Source organism: Bradyrhizobium sp. CFUWI, assembly GCF_056429085.1.
On sequence record NZ_JBWJZE010000004.1, the window covers coordinates 384,417 to 403,621 of the forward strand.

Sequence of the window (19,205 nt, forward strand, 5' to 3'; positions counted from 1 at the left end):
AGTGAAGGAAAAAAGGGGGCGGTCGACCGCCCCCTTTCTTCTTTCGGCTGCCGATCCGATGGGCCGCTCAGTCCAGCCCGCCGACATGGAGCGCCTTGGTCTCGAGGTATTCTTCTATCCCCAGCTGCGCCCCCTCACGTCCGAGACCCGACTGCTTGACGCCGCCGAAAGGCGCAACCTCGGTCGAGATCAGACCGGTATTCAGCCCGATCATGCCGAACTCCAGCGCCTCGGCAACACGCCACGAGCGCCTCAGATTCTCGGTGTAGAAATACGCGGCAAGGCCGAATGGCGTGCCGTTGGCAATCGCTATCGCCTCGTCCTCGGTCTCAAAGCGGAACAGCGGTGCGACCGGCCCGAAAGTCTCTTCCGAAGCCAAGAGCATCTCGGTCGTCGCCTCGCCGAGCAGGAGAGGACGGGCATATTGCCGACCTTCCGGCATCGCCTCACTCTCCGAGATGATCTTCGCGCCTTTGTCCAGGGCGTCCCTGACATGCCGCTTGATCTTCTCGATCGCCGCCGCGTTGATCATCGGCCCGATTGTGACCCCCTCTTCCGTACCCGCCCCGACCTTCATCTTCGCGACCCGACCGGCCAGCTTCTGTGCAAAGGCTTCGTAAATGCCCGACTGCACGAGAATTCGATTGCAGCAAACGCACGTCTGGCCGCCATTGCGAAATTTGGACGCAATCGCGCCCTCGACGGCCCGATCGACATCGGCATCATCAAAGACGATGAACGGCGCGTTGCCGCCGAGCTCGAGGCTCAGCCGCTTGATGCTGTCAGCAGCACCTTTCATCAGCAACGCGCCGACGCGGGTCGATCCGGTAAAAGAGATCTTGCGGACAGTTTCGTTGGCCATCAGCTCCGTGCCGATGTCCGTCGGCATGCCCGTCACGATGTTAATCACGCCAGGTGGAATTCCCGCCCGCTCCGCCAGTACACCCATGGCAAGGGCTGAAAAAGGTGTGAATTCAGAGGGCTTGATGACCACGGTGCAGCCCGCGGCAAGCGCCGGTGCCACCTTACGCGTAATCATCGCGTTGGGGAAATTCCAGGGCGTGATGATCCCGCAGACGCCGACCGGCTCTTTCAGCACCAGAATGCGGCGATCGACGCTGGGCGCCGGGATCGTCGATCCGTTGATGCGGCGAGCCTCCTCCGCAAACCATTTGACGAAGGATGCCCCATAGCGGATTTCTCCGAGCGATTCAGCAAGCGGCTTGCCTTGTTCCAGCGTTAGCAGAAGCGCCAAATCCTGCTCATGGCGCCGCATGAGCTCATACCAGCGCTCCAGCAGCACGGCACGCTCTGCATGAGCCTTGGTCTTCCACAGTTTGAACGCAGCCGCCGCGGCGTCGACCGCCGCCCTCGTCTCGTCTCGGCCCATGTCGGGGATGGTGCCGAGCACTGTCTGGCTCGCAGGATCGGTGACTTCAACGGTGGCTTTCGTGCTCGCATCGCGCCAGTTGCCGCCGATCAGTGCTTGCTGGCGAAACAGATCCTTGTCCTTCAACGCAATCATGGCTTGCTCCTTGTCTTCGGCCCTCCCCGCCATCACAGCCGGGATTTGCGATTGGCGAGACGATGCCGCCTCATGCGAGCAGTACAGGACCGTACGCCGCATTTTTCATCGAGAATGACTTGCTTGGCGGCGTTGCATCCGGTCAGACGCGGCCCTGAAGGTCGAATATTCGGTGCGCCGTTTCCAGTGCGGCCCTCGGCACCGCCTCAGTCAAAATGGCAGACGTAGATCTTTCGCACCGTCTCGATCGTGCGCCAGACTCCGACGAAGCCGGGTTTCATCACAAAGCTGTCGCCGGCGCGGTACCTCCTGACCTCGCCATCCTTTTCCTCGATTTCGATGAGGCCCGAAAGGATGTGGCAGAACTCGAAGGTGGTGCCCTTGATGGAATGGGTCTCGCCCGGTGTCGCTTCCCAGACGCCGGTCAGCACCTTCTCGCCTTTCGAGGCATCCTGCGCCCAGGTCTTGAAGGATGGACTGCCCGAAATGAGCCGTTCCGGAGCGGGCACGGCGTGCTTTGGTTCGAAGTCCGGATTGGTGTCGATGGTGACCAGAAGTGACATGGCATCTTTCCTGTTAGTAGCCGAGTGTTCGATCGACGAGGCCGATCGGAATTTGCCCGGCGCGGTGGCGCCGGATGTTCTCTATGACGGATTGTGCCGCCGTGTGCGGTTGTGTCACGGACGCGATATGCGGCGTGATGATCACCTTCGGATGGGACCAGAGTGCATGGCTCTGCGGCAGTGGCTCGGGATCGGTGACGTCGAGCATGGCTGCTGCCAGATGCCCGCTGTCGAGCGCCTCGATGAGTGCGCCTTGGTCAAGCTGCGGGCCGCGGCCTACATGCAGCAACCTTGCTCCCGCTGGCAAACGCGAGAAGAGCTTTGCGTTCAGGATGCCGCTCGTTTGCTCTGTCAGGGGGAGAAGACAGACAAGGATATCCGTCCCTTGCAGGAATTCGCCAAGCTGGTCGTCGCCCTGAAAGCAGGCAACTCCTTCGACCGTTTTCTTGCTGCGGCTCCACGCAGCAAGGGGGAATCGAAACGGCTTCAGGCGATCGATTGCAGCTTGCGCCAGCCTGCCAAAGCCCAGGAAACCCACGCGCCGATCGGTCGCCTGTGGCGTTGCCAAGGCCTGCCAAAGTCCCCTTCTCTGCTGCTCCCCATAGGCGAGCATCTCGCGATGCAGCGTCAGCACGCCAAGGACGACGTATTCCTGCATCATGCGTACGATGCCATCCTCGACCATGCGCACCAGCTTCACGTGATCCGGTATGGCCTCCGGCTTGAACTGATCGACCCCCGCACCGAGCGAGAACAGCACTTCCAGATTGGGAAAGCGCGAGACATCCTCTGGCACGTTCCAGGTCAGCAGGTATCGTATGCTTTCCGGATCGATGGATTCGCTACAATGGTAGAATTCCAGATCAGGAAGCTCACGCGCGAACGCCTCGCGGAAGACCGCCCCCCTGGCCGCGTCAGAATTGAAGAGAAAGGCCATCGATGCACCCGCCGTGTCACGCGGACAGTCGCGTACCGGGATCCTCGGTCATTCTTGGGCATGAGGCGGCTTCATTTGGCACTTCGCCGCTGACAAAAGCGAATTGCCCCGCAAGATCTCTTCTAGCACTCATGGTGGCCCGCTCTGTCTGCGCAATTTGCGAATTTCGAGAGGGTAGCCGCAAGAAGGAGCTTTCCCTGCCGAATTGCGCTGCACGACAGCCTGAAGATTTCGAAAACTTGCCCTAAACCGGCGAAAACTGCTGAGTATTCGTGCCATAATGCGGCGGAGCACGTCTGCTGTCCTATTGTGCTAGGGGACAAGAGGCAGGATGTCCCAGAGGACTTGGCATCGTGCAAGAATGGATGAAGCTGAATGGGACGAACGGTACGCGTGAAGTCCTTTGAACTCGCTGCGAAGGACATCAACGAAGTCGATGTGAAACTGCTCCATGCGCTCTCAATTGGGGTCGGCTGGCCGCATCGGCCCAAGGATTGGGATTTCTTGCGTCGCGCAGGCCACGGCATCGTCGCGGTCGACGGCATCGGACGCGTCTTCGGCAGCGCGATGTGGTTCCCACATGGCCGCGAGTTCGCGACGATTGGCTTGGTGATCACATCGCCTCGCACCCAGGCGCAAGGCACGGGGCGATGGCTCATGGAACAGGTCTTTGAGCGCTGCGGCGGTCGGAATCTGAGCCTCAACTCCACTGACGCCGCGTATCACCTCTATCTGTCGCTGGGCTTCACTAAAGAAGCCGTCGTATATCTTTGGCAGGGGGAGGTCGTATCATCTCTCCCGGCGGTGCCAGTTCTGGACGGCGAATTGCACTCGCTTTCAGCAGAGAATGTTGAAGAGATAGCGGCACTGGATGAGCGCGCCTTCGGAACGAACCGCCAGAAGCTGCTTGCGTTGCTTGCGGAGGGCGCATCGATCTGCGTTCTGCGCCGCGGCGGCGAGACCGTCGGCTACTCCATGAACCGCGAATTTGGACGCGGTCATGTGATCGGCCCCATCGTCGCCAACAATGATTGTGACGCGATCCATCTCACGGCCGTGCATCTCAGGGATCTCGTCGGACGATTTGCCCGCGTGGATACGCGTGAACAGATGGGCCCCTTTGCCGACTTTCTTCAACAAAGCGGCCTCGCAATGAGCGATACTGTCACGACCATGTCCAAGGGACGGCGATTCCTCAACCGAAATGAAAACGAGCCGTGGGTCTACGGATTGGCCGGTCACGCCCTGAGCTGAATCCGCTAAGCGAACTGCGCCATTAATCGCTACAGCCCGCGCCGTATCGCGGACGGTTGCCATTCGGCTTTAGCGCACGCATTCGGCCCGAACTGGCGCATATCATCGGCTCGCAGAGTATGTATCTAGCCTGCGACCCTGATGAGGGCGCGCTCCATGGATGCAAGGAAGAGATCAACATGCTCCGCTTGGCAAACGAGCGGAGGACGCACCTTTAATGTATCCTCGTTGGCCCCTGTGGTGCTGATAAGTACGCCGTCGTCCCGCATTGCGTTGACGACATCCAAAGCTATTGCGCGCCGGCCTGCCGCCGGGGTGCCCTCCGCCCCCATGTCGACGCCAAAGAAAAGACCGGCGTTTCGGATCGCGCGCACCTCATGACGCTGCTTTGCTAGCTTCTCCAGTCCGGCGCGGAGGCGCTCGCTCACCGCGAGTGCCTTTTGCGGGATTTGGTCACGCTGCAGGATCGTTAGCACGGCCTCCGCGGCGGCTATTCCGACTGTGTTTCCGGCAAACGTGTTCGAGTAGCGAGAGGTGGCACCAAATTGCTCCATCGGCGCCCTGCGACCAACCACAGCGCCAATCGGAAATCCATTGCCCATCGGCTTGCCGAGGGTAACGAGATCCGGAACGATCCCATGTCGCTCGAAGCCCCACATGTAAGCGCCGGTTCGCCCAAAGCCCGGTTGAACTTCGTCGGCAATGACCAGACCACCGGCCTCTCGCACCGCCGCAGCTCCACCGGCAACAAAGCCGGGAGGATCTACCCACACACCATCGCTAGAGAAAATACTGTCGATGAGCAGGGCCGCAACGCCAATGCCACGACGCTTCAGGTCCATGATGGCCGAACGAATCTGCATCTCGAAGAAGTCCGCAGCCTGGGCTTCCGGTACGCCCGCCGGCCCAGGCAGGGACACCATCCGCACGAATGGGCTGAGCTTGACGGCGTCTCCCAGGTTTGGCGAAACCGCGGCGGTCGCCGCGCTAGTCCCGTGATAGGCATAGGTAGAAACGATCACGCCTTCCTTGCCGCTCGCGCACCGCGCAATACGCAGGGCCAGATCGTTGGATTCACTTCCCGTGCACGTAAAAACCACCCGATCGAGCTTGTTCGGGAAAGTACCGACCAGCCGCTCGGCATAGTCGACAAGCTTTGGCTCCAGATAGCGCGTGTTGGCGCTTATTCGGCCCGCCTGATCGGCCATTGCCGCGTTTACTTCCGGGTGGCAATGGCCGAGACACGGCACATTATTGTAGAAGTCAAGATAAGCTCGGCCGTCGGGATCGTAGAGCCACATACCCTCGCCGCGAATGAAGTGCACGGGCCGTCGGTACTGGAGCCGATAAGAAGCGCCCAGAACCTTGTCACGGCGAGCGATGAGCTCGGATTCACGCCTGGGAAGCTCGGACTCGCCAGGTCGGTAGCGATTAGGCATGAGGTCTGTGGACATGTGCTGCTTGCCTTTTTGAAAGGGTACCCTGGTCACTTCGCAATTCTGCGATCCTGTTGATCGAGCGAACCTAAACGGCGCTACGGCAAGGCCGATGACGCAGCTGCCACGACTGCCGCCTCGCCCGAGGTCACATCGAGAGGCGTTAGGATAGAAAGGCCGCGCTCGGCACGCGCGACGTTCTTCTTGATGTACTGGGCCTCGGCCGGAAAAAGGTGGGAGCGCCAACAGTTGACCAAGATCAATGCGCTTTGTCGCGCTCGCATCAGTCCGACCAGGAGTCTTGCTTCCAGCCTCGAAAGCGGAATGACAGAAGCATAGCCGGCAATAAGATGTTCGGCCCCGCCCAATGCAAGGGTGGGATCCGTTACGACGTGACTTGCTGCGATCGCCAGATCCTGGATCCTTGGGCTCCAGCAGCCGTCCCCAAAATCGATGAAACCTACTGCCTGACCAGTCACAATCATGTTGAACGGGCTGGGATCGTTATGAGTGACCTGCCAGACGAGGCTCGAGATCTGTGGTTCAACAAACTCCACATACTCCACCATCGCGGCGCGAACGCTGTCCGCAATGCCCCCGCTTGGCAGGTACTGCTCTAGCTCCAGCAACCGCGACCAGCATCCGACATGCCAAAGAACGGGCCGATGGGCTGCGAGCACGTTGACTTGCGCGAGGGCTAAATCAAGCCGAGCGAGGGCGCGACCAGTCTGAAAAAGCAGGTCTGGACTGTGCATCGCTTGGTGCAGCGGAATGCCCTCGATCCGGGTCTGCAGGTACCCGCAGACTCCCTCCTGCTCAAACATCAATGCGCCGGCGCTCGTGCGGAGCACTGTGGGTGCAACAAAGCCAGCCGCCCCTTGTAAGCCTGCTATGGCCCCGGTTTGGAAACGAAAGCTGTCAAGCGCCTCCGGTCTTGTCGACGTCTTCAGGATTAGCCGTCGACCGTCTGGTAGGTTGACTTCAACGGTGCGCTCGACCTCGGAGCACAGGTTCGCGATCGAAGCCTTCAATCCGTAGTGGCGCTTCAGCAATGTCTCCGACATATCCGGTTCGGAGGTGTCCGACCGCATGGTCAGGGCTGCGGCAGCCGCGCGAAAGTAGGCTTCCGTTGAGTGGGATGCACAAGAAAGATGGTCGCGCCTCGCGACAGCCGAGCCATTGCATTGCACTACTTCTGCATCATTCACCGGTCCGCCACGATCAGCCATTTTGAAATAATCCCAAGCCGTTCGTCGGCGTGCCATGGCAATTAGAAGTCACGCATTTCCGCCGGAAGCGGCCCTGTCGTTGGCTCCTATCCGTCTGGCTTGTTAACCGAGCATAGCCGTAGGCATCCGGCAGAAAGTGCCGCAATCCACACTCATTCAGCAGAACGCCCTCCGGCCCCCTGGAAAACCGGCATGACCTTCCGCGACACTCGATGCAGCGTGAGCGTGCTCGCGCTCGATCCGCCAGAACGCGATTCGTTCCTGCGACGCGATCGGCAGACTACTGGAGAGTTGAGCACACCGCCGGCTATTGGCAATTCGAACGCGACGAGAGTTGAGTGCGCAACGAGCATCCGGTCGAACGGGGCCGGGAGACTGCGGCGGCCGGCTAGCCAGCGTAGATGTGACTCGGGTGGCGGTCTCCGCGCCAGCTGGCGCTCCGTAGCCTTCTCCGATCATCGGCACACATGCTGATCGCCTTTTGCTTTTGAGCTGTCCCCCGTCGAGCCATGGCGCGCGGGACTCGCAAGCGATCGAAGCTAGCCGGCCACCCGCCCACCGAAGAGCGCATTGATCTGATCAGATTCGAAGCGGCGAAGAGATCCCGTGGAAGGGTACGTCGATGGCCTGACCGAGCGCCTCATGACAGACGCGAGCCGTTACGTGATCCGAACCCAGGTGCCTTTGCATGCCGAGGACTTTACAGCAGCATCGATGAACTTCACGCCCGCCAGGCCATCCTCAACGGTCGGGAAGATAACTTCGGGATCGGGCTTCTCACCGGTTCTTGCGCCGCGAATGGCGCGCGCGGCCTCGGCATAAATGGTTGCGAAACCTTCAAGGTAGCCCTCGGGGTGACCGGCGGGGATGCGGGTGACGCGGGCCGCTTCGCCAAAGGCACCAGCGCCGCCGCGGGTCAGCAGCTGCCTGGGCCGGCCGTAAGCCGTGAACCAGAGCTGGTTCGGATTCTCCTGCGCCCATTCGAGGCCGCCCTTGCTGCCGTAGACGCGCAGCGTGAGGCCATTCTCGTTGCCGACGGCGACCTGGCTCGCCCACAACATGCCCTTTGCGCCGCCTTTCCACTTCAGGAGTATCTGGACATCATCATCGAGGCGCCGCCCCTCGACGAAGGTCGACAGCTGGGCGAGCAGTTCGTCGAGCTCGAGGCCGGTGACGAAGCAGGCAAGATTATAGGCGTGGGTGCCGATGTCGCCGATGCATCCGCCGGCGCCGGACCGGGCCGGGTCCGTGCGCCATGCCGCCTGTTTGTGGCTGCTTGCCTCCAATCGCTCCGTCAGCCAGTCCTGGAGATATTCGGCCTGAACCAGCCGGATCTCGCCGAGCTCCCCGTTCAGGATCATGGCCCGGGCCTGCCGGACCATGGGATAGCCCGTGTAGTTGTGCGTCACCACGAACAACCTGCCCGTCTTCCTGACCAAGGCCACGAGCTCCTCGGCCTCTGCGACGGTCGTCGTCAGTGGCTTGTCGCAAATGACGTGAATTCCGGCTTCCAGGAACAGCTTCGCGACCGGACTGTGCACGTGGTTGGGCGTCACGATCGAGACCGCCTCGATGCCGTCCGCTCGGGCAGCTTCCGCCTTGGCCATCTCCTCGAAGGAGCCGTAGGCGCGGTCGTCGGCGATGCCGAGCTCCTTCGCGGAGGCCTTGGCCCGGATCGGATCCGAGGCGAGCGCACCGGCCACGAGCTCGAACTGGTCGTCGATGCGAGCGGCGATGCGATGGACTGCGCCGATGAAGGCTCCCTGGCCGCCGCCGACCATGCCGAGCCGGATGCGACCGCGATGGCCGGCTTCGTTGCTTGCTTCGATCGTCATTTCGTCTCCTCCCTCAGGAGATGCCGAGCATCTTGCGGTTCGCAGCGTCGTCGGTGCCGGCGCCTGCGAAATCGTCGAAGGCCTTCTCCGTGACGCGGATGATGTGGCTCTTGATGAACTCGGCACCTTCGCGCGCGCCTTGCTCGGGATGCTTCAGCGCACATTCCCATTCCAGCACCGCCCAGCTGTCGTAATCGTATTGCGCGAGCTTGGAGAAGATGGCGCCGAAATCGACCTGACCGTCGCCGAGCGATCGAAAGCGGCCGGCACGGTCGACCCAACTCTGGAACCCGCCATAGACGCCCTGGCGGCCGGTCGGATTGAACTCGGCATCCTTGACGTGGAATGCCTTGATGCGCTGGTGGTAGATGTCGATGTAGTCGAGATAGTCGAGCTGCTGCAGCACGAAGTGCGAGGGGTCGTAGAGCAGGTTCGCGCGCTTGTGACCGTTCACCCGCTCGAGAAACATCTCATAGGAGATGCCGTCGTGAAGGTCCTCGCCCGGGTGGATCTCATAGGCGAGGTCGACGCCGTGCTCATCAGCAAAATCGAGGATCGGCCGCCAGCGCCTGGCGAGCTCGTCGAAAGCGGTCTCGACGAGACCGGCCGGACGCTGCGGCCAGGGATAGACATAGGGCCATGCAAGTGCACCGGAGAAGGTCGCTTGCGCCGTGATCCCAAGCCGCCTGGACGCCAGGATCGCGCGCTTGACCTGGTCGACGGCCCACTCCGTGCGGGCCTTGGCGTTGCCGCGCACCTCCGGCACGGCGAAGCCGTCGAATGCCGCGTCATAGGCCGGATGAACGGCAACGAGCTGCCCCTGCAAATGCGTCGAGAGCTCGGTGATCGCGAGCCCGTGGCGGGCCGCGATCCCCTTCACTTCGTCGGCATAGTCCTGCGATTCCGAGGCCATCTTCAGGTCGAAGAACCGCCCATCCCAGCTCGGAATCTGGACCCCCGCGTAGCCGAGCGAAGCCGCCCATTCGCAGATCTTGTCGAAGGAGTTGAACGGCGCCGCGTCGGCCGCGAACTGGACGAGGAATATCGCCGGTCCCTTGATCATCTTCATCGAATGCTTCCTTATACGCGGGGTGCGCCAGGCGGCGCAGCCGCTGAGCTCCCTATCCTACCAAACGCTTCTCCCCGCGCTTGTTTCCAGACGAGATCTTCATACCCACTTCGGACATTACCGACGGGGCTGACGCGTCCCGCCTCACGGCGTTTCGGCGCCCCACATTGCCACTGTAAATTATCGTGTCTCATTGCAGGGGTGCAGTCCAGTGCACTCGATATCTCGACTGCACCCGCAGTCTCAAAGATTAAGTGCGGTCTACCGGACTTGATGATGTGATCCGCTTTTGCGTCGATGAGGTCGCGAAATTCACGATCTTCCTCGCTTTCCGACGAGGCCTCCGCCTGCACCGCCCAGCACTACATTGTCGACGGCGGTTGGGTGGGAGAAAGCCAATACCGCCAAACCAACCTCGCCGCTACGACTGCTTCGGAACGAACTCCGGCCTCCGGTAGATCCATGCGCGCCACAGCCGCGTCAGTCCGCCTTGGCCTTCACATATCGACCGGGTGCGGATTCGCCCGGCGGATAACGATTGCTGCCGAGCTGCGCGCGCGCCGGATGCTGCACTTCCGCCCATGGCTTTAGCCACGCGATCCAATCGTTCCACCAACTGCCCGGCTTCTCGTCCGCACTCGCCAGCCAGGCTGCCGGGTCGTCACATCGATCGGACGATATCCAATAGCTTCTCTTGTTCTTCGACGCCGGATTGATCACACCGGCAATATGCCCGCTCGCACCGAGAACGAAGCGGATGTCACCGCCGAACAGGCCTGTCGTGCGATAGGCGGACCGCCACGGCACGATGTGGTCTTCAACGGTCGCCAGGACATAGGCCGGGAGATCGACCCGTCCCAAATCGACCGGTGTGCCGCACATCGTCAACCTGTTCGGTACCCGGAGATTGTTCTCCAGATACATGTTCCTGATGTACCAGCAGTACATCGGTCCCGGTAGATTGGTGACGTCGGCGTTCCAGGCCAGAAGATCGAACCGCTCGGGCGGCCGTCCCTTCAGATAATTGTTGATCACGTTCGGCCATATCAGCTCTTTCGAGCGCAGGGTCTGAAAGACGAATCCGAGCTCCGCGCCGCGATAGATGCCACCTTTGCCGATCGTCTGCTCGCGCTGGCGCACGGTCTCCTCGTCCACGAACACGCCGAGATCACCGGGTTCGCGGAAATCGAGCATGGTCGTCAACAGCGTCGCGCTGGCGACCGATTCATCGCCGCGTGTCCGCAAGATTGCGAGTGCAGACGATAGAATGGTTCCTCCGACGCACCAGCCGACGGCATTGACCTTGTCGGCGCCGGATATCGAACGGGAGACATCGATGGCGCGCATCGCGCCATCCTCGACGTAATCATCCCAGCTGAAGTGACCGCACGAATGATCAGGATTGCGCCAGGACACCATGAACACCGTCAAGCCGTTGTCGACCGCAAAGCGCACGAAGGAATTGGTTGGCTGCAGGTCAAGAATGTAGAACTTGTTGATGCAGGGTGGCACGATCAGCAGCGGCCGAGCGGCGACCCGTTCGGTCGCCGGTTCATATTGAATGAGCTGAAGCAGATCATTCTCGAACACGACCGCGCCCTTGGACGTCGCGACGTCCTTGCCGACCTCGAACGCGCTCTCGTCCGTGATCGTCAGGTTGCCCTTGCCCAGATCGGCCATCAGATTGTCGAGGCCCGCCTTGAGGCTCTGGCCTTCGGTCTCGGTGGCAAGCTTGATCACATCGGGATTGGTTGCAACAAAATTGGTCGGGCTCATCGCCTCGACGAATTGACGCGTGAAAAAGCGCAGGCGGTGCTTTTCCTTCTCGTCCATGTCCAGCGCTTCGACGAAGTCAGTGCAGTAGCGCGAGTTCAGCAGGTAGCATTGCTTCAGTATGCGATAGAGCGCACTCTCCCGCCATTCAGTGCCATGGAACCGACGATCGCCGCGCGGGGTTTCGACACTCTCTTCACCCTGCCCTGCGCCTGCCGATTTGATGATGTGCTCCGAAAGCTGATACAAACCCTTAAGATAGTCGGCCTGCAGTTCGGCGATGCGTTCCGACGAACCCAGAGGTGAATTGACCGCCGTGCCCTCGCGCTCGCCATCCGCTGCCCCGCCCAGCGATCGCCAAAAGCTCGCGCCCGCCTTCATGAATCCATCGACAAATTCGTCCGGCATATTGAATGGCCGATTCATCAGATGCTCCTCACTCAGCAAAACGGGATGACGTGTTGCGTTTCCGATTCCGGGCAGCTTCTATCTGGCGCCCTTGGCTCTTGCATCCGTCAGTCGGATGTCATTGCCTTCGTCAGGTTCCGGAGCGGACGGTCGCGCCTTCGCGAATTCCGTCAACGTTCACGGCAAGGCGCTTGATCTTGTCGTATAGCGTCTGCTTCGGGATACCCAACAGCGCAGCGGTTGCCTGGACATCACCCTGCTTGCGCCGCAGCCCATCCTCGATGATCGACCGCTCGATGTTCTCGAGTTGGCGAGGCAGCGACGGATCCGAGGAGCCAAGCCCGGACTTTCCGATCGCCTTGCCGTCGAGAACGCCAAGCACAAAGCGGTCGGCAACATTGCGAAGCTCGCGTACGTTCCCCGGCCACGGATAGGCCAGCAGGTGCGACAACGTCTGCTCGTCCAATATCGGCGCGTCGCGCTCGAAGCGCCTCGCGGCATCCAGCGTGAAGTGCTCGAACAGCAGAGGAATGTCCTCGCGTCGCTCGCGAAGCGGCGGCAGCTCGATGAAGGCGACACCGAGGCGGTAATAGAGATCGGCGCGAAACTGCTTCTTTTCGCTCAGATCCAACAAGTTGGTCTTGCTCGCCGCCACGACCCGGCAATCCACGGAGATCGGCTTGTTGGTTCCGACACGCTCGATCGACCGATCCTGCAGCGCCCGCAGTAATTTCACCTGCACGCTCAGCGGCATACTTTCGATTTCGTCGAGGAACAGCGTTCCGCCATTCGCATATTCGATCTTGCCAATACGCTGACGGGTGGCGCCGGTGAACGCCCCCACCTCGTGACCGAACAGCTCGCTCTCGACGAGCGATTCAGGCAGGCCACCGCAGTTCACCGCGACATAGTTGCCGGCGCGGCGGCCGCTGTGATTGTGCAGACAGCGCGCGACGACATCCTTGCCGGTTCCGGTTTCGCCATAGATCGTGACGTCGACATTGGTTGCGGCGAGCGTAGACACGAGCCGGCGCACTTCCTGGATCTGCGGCGACCGGCCGAGCAGGCTCGCTTCGATCCCGTGGCGGTCCGACAACGCAGATCGCAACAAACGCACTTCGAGGGTCAGGCGCCGCTTTTCCACCGCCCTGCGCACCACCGAGACCAGCTGCTCCGAGGAACACGGTTTCTCGATGAAATCGTAGGCGCCGTTGCGCATCGCCTGCACGGCCATGGAAATATCGCCGTGTCCGGTGATGAGGATCACTGGCAGATCCTGATCCAGCCTGCGCAGATCGGATTGCCATTCAAGGCCGCTCTTGCCACGCAGACGCACGTCGCAGACGACGACAAATGGCATGTCGGAGCGTATGGATGCGCTGGCAGTCTCAACCGAAGCAAATCCCGAGACCGATAACCCGGCAAGTTCGAGCGCCTGAACGCCGCCTATGCGGACATCCTCGTCGTCTTCGACATAGATCACGCCGATTGATTGGTCATCGCACATGCGAAGCCGCCTCTGTTACGTCAGCCAACGGGAGGATCACGACAAACTCGGCACCGTCAGGCACGAGATTTCGAGCATGCAGTTCGCCGCCAAAGGAGCGCGCAATGTGGTTCGACAGCATCAGGCCGAGACCGAGCCCCTTGCCCGCAGGCTTGGTCGTCACGAATGGTTCGAACATGCGCTGCAGAACATCGGAGGCGATCGCGGGACCGCTGTTGCTGATCGTGATCCGGCAGCGGTCGGCCTGCCCCTCTTCCCTCGACGCCCGGATTAGGATCGATTTCCGCTCGACGCTCTCCACGGCGTCCAGTGCGTTCCCCACGATGTTGCCCAGCAATTGCTCAAGCCGCGTCTGATCGGCAACGACGTTGAGATTTGCGTCAATGTCCGTCACAACGGCAACCCCGCCCTCCTTGACACGCCCCGCGAGGATCTTGAGCGATTCAGCGACAGCATATTCGACGCAGACCGCGTCAAGCGGGCTGCTCGACTTGTAGGCGAAAACCCTGAGCTGGCCGGTCAGGCGCCCGAGCCGGCGCACCAGCTCGCCGATTCGGATGAGGTTTCCGCGAGCGTCGCCGACAGACCCGCGATCGACGAGCAATATTGCGTTGTCGGCCGCGGTCTGCAGCGCAGCCAAAGGCTGGTTCAGCTCATGCACCAAGCCGGCTGACATCTGGCCGAGAGCCGCCAGCTTGCCGGAGTGAACCAGTTCATCCTGCGCGGCCCGTAGTTCGGCGGTGCGTTCCTGCACGCGGGTCTCGAGCATGTCGTTCGCCGCCTGCAACGCCGCCTGGTTGGCCAGGCGCTGCTTGATCTCTCTGCGACGCTGCATCACCAGACCGAGCGCCAGCAAGGCAACGATGGAGGCAAGACCCGACAGTGCACCGATGATGAGCGCGGTTTCCCGTGTCGGCGCCTCGTCGTCGAGCAAGACAAGCTTCCAGGCACCGCGATTGATTGGAAGCTCGCTGACAGTATAAGCAGTGCCGCTTTCGGTGGTGATGCGTGCAGCGCCGCCTGCGGACTGAGTGACGACCTTCCATCCGAGCGGTGTCAGAGGGTGGTCTGCGTAAGGTTTGGACCGGGCAATGTCTTCGCGCATTTCACGCGACAGCGGCGCCATCGCGCGATAGCGCCACTCGTCGCGGGAGGCGAGTATCGTGACGCGGCGCTCGTCGACGAGCAGGATGTCGCCCGCAACATCGCGCCACCCGCGCTCGAACGGATCAAGATTGACCTTGACCGCCGCAATGCCCTTCGTCACGCCGCCGTCCTTAAGGGCATAGGAGAGATAGTACCCGGCACGCGCACTGGTGATACCAACACCGAAGAACGCCCCCCGGCCGCTGGCGAGAGCCTCGCTCACATAGGGTCGATAAGACAGATTTCGGCCGACCGGTGTGCCCGGGTCCTCGAAATCGGCCGCGGCCAACGCTTCGCCGGAGACGCTGAGGACGTAGAGGTTGTCGGCCCCGGCGAGCAGATTGATCGACTTCAGGTACAGACTGACCGATTGCTGCAGCGCGGCATCGGCAGGATCGTCGAATAACCTGAACACGCTCGGAGACGTCACGAGCAACGACGGCAGATATTCGAACCTGGAGAGATGACCGTCGAGCCTTGCCGCTTCAACAGCAAGCCGCTGCTGGGCAGCACCGTGCAAATGATCCAGTCCGCGCTGGAACGCCACGGCATAACCTAGCCATGAAGCGGCAGCGATCAGGGCAAGGGCAGCCGTTCCACGAACAAGCCAACGCAGGGTTCCCGATACCACCAAAGGAGCTTCGGGCCTCCGCTTCGTGTTCACCAGGGATAGAAGCTCCGTCATCGTGAGAACCAGGACAAACCGGGGAGCGCCGACCACCGCAGACGACCACTCACGCATAATCCAACTCTATGGTCTTGCCCCGGAATACGCGATAGGAAAAGCCGGTATAGGCGACGATGACCGGCAGCGTGACGCAAACCCCGATCAAGATGACTTTGAGCGAATCCGGGCTGCTGGCGGCCTCCCAGACCGTGAGCCTGTCGATCACCACGAAGGGATAGATGCTGTAGCTGAGGCCGAGGAAGCTCAGCAGGAAGACGAGGACAAGCAAGGCAAACGGCAACCAGCACAGCGCGTCGCGCACGGCCGGCGAGTTGAGCAGGAGGCGCACCGTCAGCAGCGCGATGCCCGACGTGATCGGGATCGACGCCACCGCAATGATCGCCGGCAGGGTGAACCATCGCTCGCGAACGGACTCGCTGATCCACGGTGTCGCCGTCGAAATCAGGATGAGACCCAGGACCATCGGCGGCCAGGCGATCTTGCTCCACTCGATCGCCTTGTCCTGAAGCGGGCCGCCCGTCTTCATCACTAGCCATGTGGCGCCGAGCAGCGCGTAGGCCATTGGCAGCGCCAGCGCAATGGCGCCGGCAAAGATCGGAAAATTCCAGCCCTCGCCGAAACCGCTGATATAGCGACCGAGCATCCAGCCCTGACACACGGACGCGAGCATTGAGCCTGCGATGAACAGGCGGTCCCACATCGCCTTCCGGCTGGCCTTGGCCTTGACCCGGAAGTCGAAGGCAGCACCGCGCAGGATCAGACCGACCAGCATCAGCGTCGTCGGCAAGTAAAGTTCCGAGAGCACCAACCCGTGCGCCTTGGGGAAGGCAACCAGGAGAAGACCGACACCCAGCACCAGCCAGGTCTCGTTGGCATCCCAGAACGGGCCGATGGACGCGACCATAGTATCGCGCTCCTCAGGCGTCGCCCGATGCATCAGCATCCCGACCCCGAGATCGTATCCATCGCTGACGACGTAAACGAGCAGCGAGACGCCCATCAAGCCGATGAAGATCAGCGGAAGCAGTTCGTCGAACGACATCGAAGTCATGCGAACTCTCCCCGGCCCTGATATTGCTGGCCCGCTGAAGGACTCACCGTTGTGATTGCGTTCAGCTTCTTGTCGGCGGTCTCCGACATGTATTTGAGCACCCCGACATAGGCCAAGAGCAGTGCCAGATAGACCACAACATAGATCGCGAGCGTCAGGGCGATGCTCGATGACGGGACACGCGAGGCGACGTCGCTGGTCCGAATCAGGCCGGCAACGATAAACGGCTGGCGTCCGATCTCGGTGACATACCATCCGGCAATGGTCGCAACCCAGCCGGCAAAGGTCATCCCCGCAAATAGCCAGAGGACCGGCCGCGGCATTTTCGCGAAATCCCACCCGTCGCGCCAATGCCGCCACAGGCCAAACCAGCTGACCAGCAGCATCAGGACTCCCATTCCCACCATGATCCGGAAGCACCAGAACACCGCAAATACCGGCGGGTGGGCTGAAGGAAACTCGTTCAAGCCCTTGAGCTCGCCTTCCGTGTCATGCCGCAGGATCAGGCTGGCGAGCTTCGGCACCGCCAGCTCGAAACGGTTGGTTCTGGCCGCATCGTCCGGGATCGCGAACAGCAGCAGCGGCGCGCCGCGCGTCGTTTCCCAGATGCCTTCCATCGCCGCGATCTTCTGCGGCTGATGCTTGAGCGTATTGAGCCCGTGAAAGTCACCCGCCACCATCTGTGCCGGCGCCACCAGCGCGGCGAAAACGAGCCCGGCGCGCAGCACGCGTGATGCGCTGGTTGTCGCGACTCCCTTCAGGAGCTGCCAGGCACTGATCCCGATCAGCAGGAACGCGCAGGTCAGCGCAGATGCCAGCACCATATGAACCAGACGATACGGAAAGGATGGATTGAAGATGATCTCCAGCCAGCTCCGCGCATGAAACTGGCCATCGACGATTTCGTATCCCGCCGGCGTCTGCATCCACGAATTGAGCGCAAGGATCCAGAATGCGCTCATCAGCGTGCCGAACGCGACGAGGAAGGTCGCGCCCAGGTGAACCATCTCGCCAACCCTGCGATGGCCGAACAGCATGACGCCAAGAAATCCCGCTTCCAGAAAGAACGCCGTCAGCACTTCATAACTGAGCAGCGGACCGGCGATATTGCCGACGCGCTCCATGTAACCCGGCCAATTCGTGCCAAACTGGAAGCTCATGGTGACGCCGCTCACCACCCCGAGCGCAAATGTCAGGGCAAACACCTTGGTCCACAGGCGGTAGGCGCGAAGCCAGTCGAGCTTCTGCTGCGCGTCCTTCGCCCGCAGATGCTTCATCCTGAAGAACAGCAGCACCCAGCCGAGCGCAATCGAGATCGACGGAAACAGGATATGGAACGTGATGTTGGCGGCGAACTGTATGCGCGCAAGGAACACGGCATCCATGAACATTCCTCCCGCTTCACGCGGACCCCCGCGCCCGAATCAATTGCGCATCAATGAAGCTTCACATGCGGCTCGGTGCGCCGAGTGATCAGCCGCGCCAGCGTGTCGAGCGCAACCTTCACCGAGCCGTGCAGCGCGTGTTCGTGCATCTTGTAGAGCGATAGGTACATCATCCTTGCGAAGATGCCCGCGAAAACGAGATTACCGCCCACCAGCGCGCCCATCATCGAACCGACCGTGCTGAACTCGCCGAGCGACACCAGGGAGCCGAAGTCCCTGTATTTGTAATCCTTGATCGGCTCGCCGCGCAGATAGCGCGGAATCTGGGAATAAAGATGCGAGGCCTGCTGGTGAGCCGCCTGCGCGCGGGGCGGCACGGTGCCGCGCTCGCCCCATGAACAGGCGGAGCAGTCGCCAATGGCAAAGATGGCGTCGTCGTGCGTTGTCTGCAGCGTCGGCCGGACCGCGAGCTGATTGATGCGGTTGGTCTCGAGGCCGGCGATGTCCTTCAAGACATCAGGCGCCTTGACGCCCGCCGCCCAGACGATCAGTTCGGCGGGAATGGTGCGCCCGTCGGTCAGGCTCACATAGTCGCAGCCAACTTCCGAGACCTTGGCGCCAACAAGCACATCGACGCCCAGCCTGCCGAGCAGCTTCTCCGTTTCCTTCGACACCCGTTCGGGCAGTGCGGGAAGCACGCGATCGGCGGCTTCGATCAGCGTGATCCTGATGTCCTTCTGGGGATCGACCTGGTCGAGGCCGTACGCCACCACTTCACGCGTCGTCCGGTGCAGTTCGGCCGCGAGTTCGACGCCGGTCGCGCCCGCGCCGATGATCGCGACTTTCAACTGGTGCGCACCCAGCGGCACCGACTGGGCATGGGCGCGAATGCAGGCATTGACCATGCGTTCGTGGAACCGCCGCGCGTCCGCCTGCGATTCAAGCTTGATCGCGTGGCTGACGACGCCCGGAGTGCCAAAATCGTTGTTCTGGCTTCCGATGGCGATGACAAGGACGTCATAGTCAAAGGTCCGCTTCGGCGTGACTTCGCGGCCTTCGGCGTCGAAATACGCCGCCACCTGCACCTGTCGGCGGTCCCGATCGATCCCGATCATGTCGCCGATGCGGTAGCGAAAGCCATGCCAATAGGACTGCGCGAGGTAGTCGACCTCGTGAGCCGAGATATCCATGCTGCCGGCGGCGATTTCATGCAGCTTCGGCTTCCACACATGCGTGCGGTTGCGCTCGATCAGCGTGATATCGAGCTTGCCCTTGCGCCCATACTTGTCACCAAGGCGCGTCGCAAGCTCCAGCCCGCCGGCTCCGCCTCCGACGATCACGATCCGGGATTTTCCCGATTGCGGCTTACCCATGCTGGCCTCGATCGATCGGGTTCGTC

The 19,205-nt window shown here is 61.5% G+C and carries 14 protein-coding genes; 1 reads left to right on the forward strand and 13 read right to left on the reverse strand.

Going from position 1 to position 19,205, the window contains the following annotated elements:
• Positions 1-67: 67 nt before the first annotated feature.
• The 3 genes from AC066S_RS12205 to AC066S_RS12215 all read right to left on the reverse strand — a co-directional run bounded on the left by AC066S_RS12205 (position 68) and on the right by AC066S_RS12215 (position 3,025).
• Positions 68-1,525 (reverse strand): NAD-dependent succinate-semialdehyde dehydrogenase, encoded by a 1,458-nt coding sequence (locus tag AC066S_RS12205; protein WP_478269769.1) that lies wholly within the window; start codon positions 1,523-1,525, stop codon positions 68-70.
• Between the two features lie 206 nt (positions 1,526-1,731).
• Positions 1,732-2,088: a cupin domain-containing protein gene (locus AC066S_RS12210; RefSeq protein ID WP_478269770.1), complete on the reverse strand. Its 357-nt coding sequence runs from the start codon at positions 2,086-2,088 to the stop codon at positions 1,732-1,734.
• 13 nt (positions 2,089-2,101) lie between these two features.
• Positions 2,102-3,025 (reverse strand): 2-hydroxyacid dehydrogenase, encoded by a 924-nt coding sequence (locus AC066S_RS12215; RefSeq protein WP_478269771.1) that lies wholly within the window; start codon positions 3,023-3,025, stop codon positions 2,102-2,104.
• A 375-nt stretch (positions 3,026-3,400) separates the two neighbouring features.
• Here AC066S_RS12215 and AC066S_RS12220 point away from each other — a divergent pair, with 375 nt between their 5' ends.
• The gene (locus AC066S_RS12220) at positions 3,401-4,279 is read left to right on the forward strand and encodes a GNAT family N-acetyltransferase (protein WP_478269772.1); all 879 of its coding nucleotides are present in this window, start codon (positions 3,401-3,403) and stop codon (positions 4,277-4,279) included.
• Positions 4,280-4,404: 125 nt separating this feature from the next.
• Here AC066S_RS12220 and AC066S_RS12225 read toward each other — a convergent pair whose 3' ends face one another.
• The 10 genes from AC066S_RS12225 to AC066S_RS12270 all read right to left on the reverse strand — a co-directional run bounded on the left by AC066S_RS12225 (position 4,405) and on the right by AC066S_RS12270 (position 19,179).
• Positions 4,405-5,733 (reverse strand): aspartate aminotransferase family protein, encoded by a 1,329-nt coding sequence (locus AC066S_RS12225; protein WP_478269773.1) that lies wholly within the window; start codon positions 5,731-5,733, stop codon positions 4,405-4,407.
• An 80-nt stretch (positions 5,734-5,813) separates the two neighbouring features.
• A complete protein-coding gene (locus tag AC066S_RS12230; RefSeq protein WP_478269774.1) occupies positions 5,814-6,944 on the reverse strand; it encodes a phosphotransferase enzyme family protein in 1,131 nt (376 codons plus the stop codon).
• Positions 6,945-7,603: 659 nt separating this feature from the next.
• Positions 7,604-8,779: a Gfo/Idh/MocA family protein gene (locus AC066S_RS12235; protein ID WP_478269775.1), complete on the reverse strand. Its 1,176-nt coding sequence runs from the start codon at positions 8,777-8,779 to the stop codon at positions 7,604-7,606.
• Positions 8,780-8,792: 13 nt separating this feature from the next.
• Positions 8,793-9,848, reverse strand: a complete 1,056-nt coding sequence (locus AC066S_RS12240; protein WP_478269776.1) for a sugar phosphate isomerase/epimerase family protein — start codon at positions 9,846-9,848, stop codon at positions 8,793-8,795.
• A gap of 480 nt (positions 9,849-10,328) precedes the next feature.
• Positions 10,329-12,047: a PHA/PHB synthase family protein gene (locus AC066S_RS12245; protein ID WP_478269777.1), complete on the reverse strand. Its 1,719-nt coding sequence runs from the start codon at positions 12,045-12,047 to the stop codon at positions 10,329-10,331.
• 112 nt (positions 12,048-12,159) lie between these two features.
• Entirely contained in the window at positions 12,160-13,536 is a 1,377-nt protein-coding gene (locus tag AC066S_RS12250; RefSeq protein ID WP_126260026.1) for a sigma-54-dependent transcriptional regulator, read from the reverse strand.
• Entirely contained in the window at positions 13,526-15,367 is a 1,842-nt protein-coding gene (locus AC066S_RS12255; RefSeq protein ID WP_478269778.1) for a sensor histidine kinase, read from the reverse strand. The genes AC066S_RS12250 and AC066S_RS12255 overlap by 11 nt, the downstream gene beginning before the upstream one ends.
• A gap of 49 nt (positions 15,368-15,416) precedes the next feature.
• Entirely contained in the window at positions 15,417-16,421 is a 1,005-nt protein-coding gene (locus AC066S_RS12260; protein ID WP_478269779.1) for a cytochrome d ubiquinol oxidase subunit II, read from the reverse strand.
• Positions 16,418-17,806 (reverse strand): cytochrome ubiquinol oxidase subunit I, encoded by a 1,389-nt coding sequence (locus AC066S_RS12265; RefSeq protein ID WP_478269780.1) that lies wholly within the window; start codon positions 17,804-17,806, stop codon positions 16,418-16,420. The genes AC066S_RS12260 and AC066S_RS12265 overlap by 4 nt, the downstream gene beginning before the upstream one ends.
• A gap of 50 nt (positions 17,807-17,856) precedes the next feature.
• Positions 17,857-19,179, reverse strand: a complete 1,323-nt coding sequence (locus AC066S_RS12270) for an NAD(P)/FAD-dependent oxidoreductase (protein WP_478269781.1) — start codon at positions 19,177-19,179, stop codon at positions 17,857-17,859.
• Positions 19,180-19,205: the final 26 nt, after the last annotated feature.